Source organism: Oscillibacter ruminantium GH1, assembly GCF_000307265.1.
GTDB classification, from domain to species: domain Bacteria; phylum Bacillota; class Clostridia; order Oscillospirales; family Oscillospiraceae; genus Oscillibacter; species Oscillibacter ruminantium.
Window position 1 is genome coordinate 150,353 of record NZ_DF158900.1, and the last position, 8,799, is coordinate 159,151.

10 protein-coding genes are annotated in these 8,799 nt (G+C 58.5%); 3 read left to right on the top strand and 7 right to left on the bottom strand.

Annotated features, from left to right (window positions below):
- Window positions 1-195 precede the first annotated feature (195 nt).
- Both ON16_RS12790 and ON16_RS12795 read left to right on the top strand, forming a co-directional pair.
- Window positions 196-720, top strand: coding sequence for an RNA polymerase sigma factor (locus ON16_RS12790; protein WP_243441838.1), 525 nt, complete (start codon window positions 196-198; stop codon window positions 718-720).
- Window positions 713-1,903 carry a hypothetical protein gene (locus tag ON16_RS12795; RefSeq protein ID WP_040663357.1) on the top strand — a complete coding sequence of 397 codons (1,191 nt, stop codon included), beginning with the start codon at window positions 713-715 and terminating at the stop codon, window positions 1,901-1,903. The genes ON16_RS12790 and ON16_RS12795 overlap by 8 nt, the downstream gene beginning before the upstream one ends.
- 145 nt (window positions 1,904-2,048) lie before the next feature.
- Here the strand turns inward: ON16_RS12795 and rpsR are convergent, their stop codons facing one another.
- From rpsR to dusB, 7 genes are all read right to left on the bottom strand, one after another.
- A complete protein-coding gene (rpsR, locus tag ON16_RS12800) occupies window positions 2,049-2,303 on the bottom strand; it encodes a 30S ribosomal protein S18 (protein ID WP_040663360.1) in 255 nt (84 codons plus the stop codon).
- Between the two features lie 39 nt (window positions 2,304-2,342).
- Window positions 2,343-2,795: a single-stranded DNA-binding protein gene (locus ON16_RS12805; protein ID WP_040663363.1), complete on the bottom strand. Its 453-nt coding sequence runs from the start codon at window positions 2,793-2,795 to the stop codon at window positions 2,343-2,345.
- A 13-nt stretch (window positions 2,796-2,808) separates the two neighbouring features.
- Window positions 2,809-3,105 carry a 30S ribosomal protein S6 gene (rpsF, locus tag ON16_RS12810; protein WP_040663366.1) on the bottom strand — a complete coding sequence of 99 codons (297 nt, stop codon included), beginning with the start codon at window positions 3,103-3,105 and terminating at the stop codon, window positions 2,809-2,811.
- Between the two features lie 196 nt (window positions 3,106-3,301).
- Complete coding sequence (locus ON16_RS12815) at window positions 3,302-3,835, bottom strand: QueT transporter family protein (protein WP_040663369.1); 534 nt, start codon at window positions 3,833-3,835, stop codon at window positions 3,302-3,304.
- A 267-nt stretch (window positions 3,836-4,102) separates the two neighbouring features.
- Window positions 4,103-4,942, bottom strand: coding sequence for an anti-sigma factor family protein (locus ON16_RS12820; RefSeq protein ID WP_040663372.1), 840 nt, complete (start codon window positions 4,940-4,942; stop codon window positions 4,103-4,105).
- A 1-nt stretch (window position 4,943) separates the two neighbouring features.
- A complete protein-coding gene (locus ON16_RS12825) occupies window positions 4,944-5,546 on the bottom strand; it encodes an RNA polymerase sigma factor (RefSeq protein WP_040663375.1) in 603 nt (200 codons plus the stop codon).
- Window positions 5,543-6,463, bottom strand: coding sequence for a tRNA dihydrouridine synthase DusB (gene dusB, locus ON16_RS12830; protein WP_051131778.1), 921 nt, complete (start codon window positions 6,461-6,463; stop codon window positions 5,543-5,545). Before dusB ends, ON16_RS12825 begins: the two co-directional genes overlap by 4 nt.
- A 286-nt stretch (window positions 6,464-6,749) precedes the next feature.
- On the opposite strand from dusB, the gene ON16_RS12835 reads away from it, so the two are divergent.
- Window positions 6,750-8,780 carry a SpoIIE family protein phosphatase gene (locus ON16_RS12835; RefSeq protein WP_144032131.1) on the top strand — a complete coding sequence of 677 codons (2,031 nt, stop codon included), beginning with the start codon at window positions 6,750-6,752 and terminating at the stop codon, window positions 8,778-8,780.
- The last annotated feature ends 19 nt before the right edge of the window (window positions 8,781-8,799 follow it).

An 8,799-nucleotide genomic window follows, 5' to 3' on the forward strand; every position in this document is an offset into this window, starting at 1 on the left:
CCCAAAGGGTCCGGCGTTTTTTCGTTTGCTGGAAAACGTTGGATGCAAAAGGAGTGGACGGTTTCAAACGGCAGTGGTAAAATTCCGATATGCAGGGCAAACGAGAAAATTTCCGCCTGCGCTGTTACATTTCCAAGCCTTGCCGCGTCTATGAAATGAGAGATAAAAGAAAAGAGGGGGAGCCATTTGCTGCCAGTGTGTTTTGCAATGCTGGAAGAAGCCGGGGACCGGGAACTGTTCGCCCAGCTCTATCAGCAGTTTTATAACAAGATGATGCGAGTGGCGCGGCAGATTCTGCCGTCTCAGAATCAGGCCGAAGATGCTGTTCACGACGCATTTTTGAAGATTATTTTGCACTTTGATGATTTAAAGGCAGTACCGGAGGAGCGGCAGATTTACTGGGTGGTGACGGTGACAAAGAATGCCGCGCTGGATCTTTTACGAAAGGAGAGGCGAGATTTGCCCATGGACGGGGAAGTGGAGAAGCGATTGCCGGCAGCGCCGGCAGAAGACGGCGGCTTCCGCGCTTTGGTGGAGGTCATTCGCCGTATGCCGGAGACTTATCGGCGGGTGATGGAGCTGCGTTTTTTGACGGAGTGGAGCCACGCCGAAATCGCGCGGGAGCTGCACATTACAGAGGGCGCGGTGAAAACCCGCGTATCCCGGGGACGCCAGCTTTTGATTGAAACCATGCGAAAGGAGGGATATGTCTGTGAGTAAACTGGATTTGGAGGAAAATCTGCGGCCTGCCTTGATAGAAGCTCTGCGAGAGGACTGGGAAGACACGCTGTGCGGGGAGGACACTCCGGACATGTCTCTCCGGCAGCGCCGCCGGTTCCGAAAAATGCTGGCGGACCCGCAGGGATACTGCCGCCGGTATTTTCGTGGAGGAAAGCAGGAACCGGAGGGCGGAACCCGCGTTTTTATCAGCCCGGTGGAGGTGCGGATCAGGAGAAAGCACATTGTGCGGATTGCAATGGCGGCGGTGATCGCAGCACTTCTGGCGGGGTCCGCGCTGGCGTATTCTTTAACCGGTGGAGCATTTTTCACCCATCTGTTCGGCCTCTTCGGCCGGGAACTGGGACTGGACGCAGGTGTGGCGGATATGTCCCAGCTGGCCATCACAGGCGACGCGGAATTGGGAACGATTCTGGAGACGGATGAGCTGCGTTTTGAGCTTTTGGATGCAGCCTCCGGTGGGTACATGTCCATGGCGGCCATCCGGGTCACCTGCAAGCAGCTGGACAGGGCCATCGTATTGGACGGAGATGGGAAGTGCCTGATGCAGGCGACTTTTGCCGATATGAGCGGCACGCTGGTTGACTTTGACTCCATCGCGGACGCTGGATACGGATGCAGCTATTACTATGAAGACGACGAGAAGGGACTGAAGCCCAATCAGTTTTATCTGATTGTATCCACCAACGGTACCCAGACGGTTCGGGCGGGAACCTATACGCTGAGGCTGCATGATCTGATTCAAAGCGGAGAGGCAGGGGAAACCGTCCTCTATGAGGGAGACTGGACGCTGAAAATTCCGCTGGAAGACGGCGAGAAGTATGCCCGCACAGTTCCCTGTGAAACAGCCTATACCATGGGGAAGACGGACTATCTTCTGGAGAAGGTCCAGTATTCCACGCTTTCCATGAACCTGTATTTTTCCTCGGCGGTGCCGGAACCGGAGGGCCAGCGGTTTTCAGACTGCTTTACCGATTATTCGATTACACTTAAGAATGGTAAGGTTCTGAATAATAAGTGGTTTTGCTGCGGTATTGGTAGCGGCAGCGATGACAGTGGAATGACCGCCCATGTTACGCTGGAGTTCAATGCCCCTTTAAACGTGGATCAGATTGCGTCTGTCCAGTTTGGAGGGCACTCTGTGAATCTAACCGGGGAAAAGTGAATGACGCGCTGGGCGGAGCAAACGCTCCGCCCGGCATTTTGGCCTAAAAAACCGACGAATCTCCGAACTGAAAAAACCGGATGCGCCAAGACAAAACCCCGCCCCGCCGACAATCGGCAGGGCGGGGTTTCAAAGTTCTGAGAGATTAGTCCGTCACATAGGGCAGCAGGGCAATCTGACGAGCGCGCTTGATGGCCTCGGTCAGCTCACGCTGATGCATGGCGCAGGTGCCGGTGGTGCGGCGGGGCAGAATCTTGGAACGCTCAGAAACGAAGCGGCGAAGCTTCGCGGCGTCTTTATAGTCGATGAACTCGCTCTTGTCCGCGCAGAACTGGCAAACCTTGCGGCGCTTGTTCCGATTCATGGGACGAGAGGGTCTGGAATCACGATCATAAGGCATGGTAGTTTCCTCCTTCTACAAAAATGGCGCTGATAGAGGTCAGAACGGCAGCTCGCCGTCTTCTTCTCCGATCTCAGCGAAATCGGAATGGGCGTCCACGGGAGCCGGAGCGCGATTGCCACCGGCAGGCGCGCCATAAGCCGGGGCATGATAGCCGCCGGACTCTGCGTCGCGCTTGGAGTCCCCAAAGTACACATTGTCGGCCACAACCTCCGCAGAGCGGCGCTTTCCGCCCTCTTTGTCGGTCCAGTCGCGAAGCTGTAAGCGGCCTTCCACAATAGCCATGCGGCCCTTGGTGAAGTACTTGCTGACAAATTCGGCGGTGGTGCGCCAAGCGACAATATCAATGAAATCCGTTTCCTTTTCGCCGCTCTGAGACTTGAAGTCCCGGTCAACAGCCAAGGTAAAAGACGTCACGGCAGTGCCGCTTCCGGTGCGACGCAGTTCGGGGTCCCGGGTGAGACGACCCATGAGAATGATCTTGTTGAGCATTGCGGTTGCCTCCTTATTCGCCCTTGCAGACGATCAGGGAACGCATGATGCCGTCGGTAATGCGCAGGATACGATCCAGCTCCCGGGGGAACGCCGCGGGACTGTTGAACGTCATCAGCACGTAGTATCCATCATTCTTGAAGTTGATGGGATAGGCCAGCTTGCGGCTGCCCCACTCCTCGACTTCCACGTTGGAGCCATTCTGCTCAGCGAGAGTCTTGAACTTTGCCACCAGAGCGGCGGTGTTCTCCTCACTCTGTGCAGGGTCGATAATGTAGACGACCTCATAATTGGCGGTAACTTTAGCCATTTTTGCACCTCCTTTTGGACATATGGCCCCTATTCAAAGATAGGGACAAGGATATGCTTGCAGACTGCAAGCCTTATTATTATACAGGAAACCGGTCAAATGTCAAGAAATATTTTGAAATGCGGGAGTTTTACGCGAAAAGTCGGTTTTGCGCCCAGTGCCCGGTCATCAAATCGTGATGCGGTTTGATGGAAGATCAGGATAGACTGGCGAGATGGCTCTCCGCCATCATGGGCCGCAAAGCCCGCACCCGGGACAGCACCGCCAGCAGGAGAATCCCCAGCACATAGCACACCACGGCCTCGCCCAGCCCGATGGTGACGGCGTTATAGGCCAGCGCCGCGGGAAAGGCGGCCGTGAATCCGGTTTGTTCAAAAGCGATGACTGTGCCAACAATGGCGGCATTGCACAAAACCGGAGGCAGGGGCGCCAGCCACTTGCTGGGGCATTTCATGGTGAGAACTGCCGCCAGAAGCGTTGCCAAAGATCCAAACACGATGTCCAGCACACCATAGGGCGAGAGCAGATTTGCAATGAGGCAACCCACGAAAAGGCCCGGTGCGGTGGCAGGGAACAGGAAGGGAAGGACACACAGCGCTTCGGAAAAACGAAACTGAATCGGCCCGAAGGCAACGCCGAAAATCGCGGCAAAATAGCTGAGAACGGCATACAGCGCGCCCACCACGCCGGCCACGGCGATCTGCTGGATCGTGAATCGGGATTTGGACATAAAAAAAGACCTCCTTGTTTGTTCGGAGGTCCGCCCGAGAGCGAAACGCGGACGGTAGACGTCCGCGGCCTCCATTTTTTTGTTTAGAGAACGGCAACGTCCAGATTGCCGAACGAACGCCCCGGTGAACCGGCGGCGCTTGGACAGGGAGATGGCACCTGTCGATGGGCAGTATAGCATGAGTTGGGGAAAAAAGTAAAGAGGAAATTGCGGTTTTCCGCAATTTCCTCTTTAATCTGTGAATTTTAGGACGGCTTTCCTCAAGGATCAGGGATAGACCGCAATCAGATACAATGTGCTGTCCGACGTATCGTACGCGGTGACCTTGTCTTCCGCGCCCAGCCGGGCGATCAGAGCGTCAAATTCCGATTCGCTGAGTTCGTAAGCGGTATAGGACCGCCCTGCGTCGTCTTGGCGCGGAATGCCGGAATAGCCGTCCAGCTCCGTGCCTACCGCCGCTGCCGTCAGATTGGCCCATTTGCGATAGGAAGCCGCGTCCGAATTCAGATTCGCGCTCAGCATGGGTCCAACAGCTGTTTTCGGAGCTTCGCCGCTCCCGGAATCCTGCGCGGAATTGGGAGCCAACGCGAAAGGTTCCACCGAGACAGGGGCGGAGTTTTGTCCGCTTTCCAAGTTGCTGCTCGAAAGCGGGTCGCTCATTTCACTGTCGGCGGTCAACTGCTGGCGGGCTTCTGCGGGGGATTCCACACCATCCGTCACATCCCCGGCCCGCGCTTCCATGGGCGCGCTCTCTGCCGAGGCGGCGCTTGTGCCGGAGGAAGCGCCAAAGGGTATGATCCGCACCGCCGCAAATACAATGGCCGCACAAGCCGCCAGAGAGGCTGCGGCTTTCATCCAGCGGTGGTTTTTCTTCCGGGGCGCGGCGTGGGCGCGGATCACCGCCATCACGCCGTCGGAAAGTCCCTCCGGGACCTCAATTTCGTCAAGATCTTCAAATGCGGCCCGAATGGCCATGGCGTCTGCCACATAGGCGGCGCAGGCGGGGCAGGAGACAAGATGCTCCCGCACGAGGGCCTCGTCTTCCTTGCTGAGTTCTCCGTCAAGAAACTGGTCCAGAAGGAGCGCATAATTTTCGCAAATTTTCATGTCACTGTCCCTCCTTCTCTGTCTTCTTAGACGGAGCGGCGGGTGAAAAGTTCCCGGTTCTCGTCAAAAATTCGCAGAGCCGTTTCCGGCCCCGGTTGATGCGGGATTTCACGGTTCCCACATCCACGTCCAACGTGTCCGAAATTTCCTGATAGCTCAACTGGTGCAGCTCTCGTAAAACCAGCACCGCCCGATAGTCGTCCGGCAGGGATTTCAGCCCTGTCCGAATCGCATCCCGCAGCTCGTTTCGCTCCGCTTCCTCGTGGGGCGTGAGGCGGGAATCGGGGATGTCCAGCGTCAACTCCGCGTCGTCCAAAGAAACCGCCTTCTGCCGCTTTTCCCGGCGGAGAAGATCCACAGATGCATTGGACGCCAAACGGTACAGCCACGTTGCAAAGCTGGCCTCGCCCCGGAAGAAGGGCAGGCTCTGCCATGCGGAGAGGAATGCCTCCTGTGCAGCCTCCTGCGCGTCGGCAGAATTGCCGCACATGCGCAATGTCAGCGCATAGACGCGCTTTTCATAGCGGCGGACCAGTGTTTCAAAAGCGTCCGCATCCCCGCTCCGGGCGGATTTCACCAGTTGTTGTTCCGGTATGTCATTCATTTCAGATCCCTTTTGATCCCTTTCGTCACGGCGTAGACGTCCTCCAGCGTATTCATGCGGACTATCTGCTCCTTATAATAATTGGCGTGAGAAATGCCCTTTAAATACCAACAGTAGTGCCGCCGGGCCTCCAGCACCGCCGTCCGCTCTCCGCGGGCCGCGGCGGCCAGCTCAATCTGCCGCACCACCGTGTCGCACCGCTCACTCAGCAGTGGCAGCGGCGGCATGGGCAAGCCCTCCAGCAGGGCCTTGGCCTGCGCGAACAGCCAGGGGTTTCCAAAGCAGCCCCGCCCGATCATAGCCATGTCCGCGCCGGTCTGCTTTAAAATGCGCACCGCGTCCTCAGGCTTGAAAATGTCGCCGTTGGCGATGACGGGGATGCGCACCGCCTCCCGTACGGCACGGATAGAGGTCCAATCCGCCTGCCCGCCGTACATCTGGGCGCGGGTGCGCCCGTGAACCGCGATGGCGGACACGCCTGCCTGCTCCAGCAGCTTTGCCACCTCCACGGCGTTGAGGTGGCCCATGTCCCAGCCCCGGCGGATTTTCGCCGTCACCGGTACGGGACTGGCCTTGACCACGGCTTCGGCCACGCGGGCCGCCTTCTCCGGGTCTTTCATCAGCGCGGAACCGTCTCCGTTGTTGACGATCTTGCCCATGGGACAGCCCATGTTGATATCCACCACGTCCGCGCCGGAGGCCTCCGCCGCGATCTGGGACGCCTCGGCCATGCAGACGGGGTCGCTGCCGAAAATCTGCACGGCGAAAGGATGCTCCCCCGGAAAGGGAGCCAGCAGGCCCCGCGTTTTTTTATCCTGATAGCACAGAGCCTTCGAGGAAATCAGCTCCGTACAGGTATAGCCCGCGCCCAGTTCCGCGCAGATCTGGCGGAACGAGGCGTCCGTCACGCCCGCCATGGGGGCGAGGGCCAGCTTTGATTGAATTTCCAATGTTCCAAGAATCACGAAACGGTCTCCTTTGCAGGCGCAATGGTCAAAATATATTACAGTCTATCATAGTTCCTCCAAAATGAAAAGGGGGAACATGGGACTGTTCTGGGGAAATACACTGCGCACATCCCCAAAATCCGCCGGGGATGGAAACGGCGATACAAAAACTTTAGAAACCTCTCTTTTCCCGACGGCATTTTCATATGTTGTTATGTAAAATGATGGAAACCGCAAAAGGGAGGGGACAAGCCTGATGCACGGGCAGCTTACTTTAGATAACGCGCGGACAGTGCGCTTTTTGAACGGTGGCGTCCGCTTTTTTCTGTCGGCGGCGCTCACGGCCGCCACAATCTCCGGGGGCGGAGCGCCCTTTGCTCTGGGATTAACGGCGGCTTGCGGCGCGGGAATTGACGGGATGTGCGCCTTGGCCGGCGCAGCTTTGGGGGCGCTGATATTTCTGGAGTTTTCCACGGGCCTTGCTCATGTGGCGGTGGCGATTCTGGTGTACACGGCGGCGGTGGCGTTTCGGGGGCTGAAAATCGCGGAGAAGCCGCTCTTCACGCCGATGCTTGCTGCCGGAATGACGCTGGCGGTGGAGGGAATCTACGTAGCGCAGTCCTTTTCACCGTTGGAACATCTCACGCCCTGCCTGCTGTCCACGGTGCTGGTGGGCGCTTCCGCCCGATGCTATGCACCGCTGACCCGAGGCGGAGAAGAAGAAAAGAAACCGGACGCGCTGGTGTTTTTGGCGGTGACGCTGCTGCTGGCGTTTTCGGACGTAGCTCCGGCGGGAATTTCACTGGGACGGACGGTGATCGCCTGTCTGGTGCTGTTCACGGCATGGCAGAAGGGCGCGGCTTCCGGCGCGGTCACGGGTGTTTGGGCCGGACTGCTGGCGGACTTGTGCGCCGGAGGCGGAGTGCCGGTTTTCACGGCGGAGTATGGCTTTGCGGGCCTTGCCGCAGGACTGCGGACACGTCAAAGCCGCCTGTTCTCGGCTATTTTGTGGCTGTTGGCGGCGCTGACGGCGTTGGCGCCGGTGACACAGGCGCAGGGCCTTTCCGCCATGAAGGAGGCGGCTTTGGCCGCACCGCTGTTTTTGCTGATTCCACGAAAGCTGCTGGGCGGCAAGCGGGTGAAGCAGGACACACCGCCCCAGAGCAAAGCGCTGCCCACCCTGCGGGAGCGGCTGGATCGGGCGGCGACCGCGTTCCGGGATCTGTACGACAGTTTGGGCAGAGGGCCGGTTCAGTCCACAGAGGAAAACCCCGCCATCGTGTTTGACCGGGCGGCCGAGCGGGTCTGCCGGGGCTGCGCGCTTTGCGACTTGTGCTGGAAAAAAGAGTACGGCGCTACATATAACGCGCTGAACGACGCCACGCCCTATCTTCTGGAACGGGGAAGGGCGCTGGCAAAGGATTTTCCCAACCACTTTTCCTCGCGCTGCATCCATCTGCCGGACTTTTTAGCTGCCATCAATGGAGAACTGTCCGCCTATCTTCTGCGTAAGCAGTATCGCCACCGGATGGACGAGACGCGGCAGGACGCCAAAGGGCAGTATGCCCGACTCAGCGATTTGCTCACCGCCACGGCGGCTAATTTGGAGGCGGTTCCAACAGCCGGAGCGCGGCGCAGCTATCGTATCGGCGCGGCGATCAAGCCCAAGCAGGGAGAGACAGCCTGCGGTGACACGCTGGCTTCCTTTGAGACGGACGGCGGCCTTTTGTGTCTGCTCCTCTCCGACGGAATGGGCAGCGGCGAGGCTGCCCGGAGGGAGTCCGCGCTGACCTGTCGTCTGCTCCGTCAGTTCTTGGAGGCGGGGGTAGAGGCGGAGGCCGCGCTGAACACCATGAATGCGGCGATGGCCCTTCGGGGGCAGGAGACCGGCAGCTTTTCTACCATTGACCTTTTGACGCTGCGGCTGGAGAGCGGAGAAGCCGCGCTCTATAAATACGGCGCAGCTCCAACTTATATCAAGCGGTTCGGTAGAGTGCGCCGGATTACCGGCGCCGCGCTGCCGGCGGGATTAAAACCTGCGCCCGCTGGGCCGGATGTGACTCATGTGACGCTGGAGCCGGAGACCTTTGCCGTTCTCATCAGCGACGGCGCGGCGGACAGCGGACATGACGAATGGCTGCAAAATCTGCTGGCAGGCTGGAATGGGACGGACCCGCAGCAGTTGGCAAACCTGATTTTAAAAGAAGCGGAAAAGCAGAACGGCCTTTCGGACGACTGTGGCGTACAGGTGCTGTACCTTCCGCCGGAAGAAGTCAAGAAGGTATGAATTCACGCAAAAAGCGAAG

Bases quoted from the DNA above. Each gene is read 5' to 3' on its own strand.
- ON16_RS12805 (WP_040663363.1), bottom strand. From the start codon at position 2,795: ATGCTCAACAAGATCATTCTCATGGGTCGTCTCACCCGGGACCCCGAA.
- rpsF (WP_040663366.1), bottom strand. From the start codon at position 3,105: ATGGCTAAAGTTACCGCCAATTATGAGGTCGTCTACATTATCGACCCT.
- ON16_RS12815 (WP_040663369.1), bottom strand. From the start codon at position 3,835: ATGTCCAAATCCCGATTCACGATCCAGCAGATCGCCGTGGCCGGCGTG.
- rpsR (WP_040663360.1), bottom strand. From the start codon at position 2,303: ATGCCTTATGATCGTGATTCCAGACCCTCTCGTCCCATGAATCGGAAC.
- ON16_RS12825 (WP_040663375.1), bottom strand. From the start codon at position 5,546: ATGAATGACATACCGGAACAACAACTGGTGAAATCCGCCCGGAGCGGG.
- ON16_RS12835 (WP_144032131.1), top strand. From the start codon at position 6,750: ATGCACGGGCAGCTTACTTTAGATAACGCGCGGACAGTGCGCTTTTTG.
- dusB (WP_051131778.1), bottom strand. From the start codon at position 6,463: ATGGCGGGCGTGACGGACGCCTCGTTCCGCCAGATCTGCGCGGAACTG.
- ON16_RS12820 (WP_040663372.1), bottom strand. From the start codon at position 4,942: ATGAAAATTTGCGAAAATTATGCGCTCCTTCTGGACCAGTTTCTTGAC.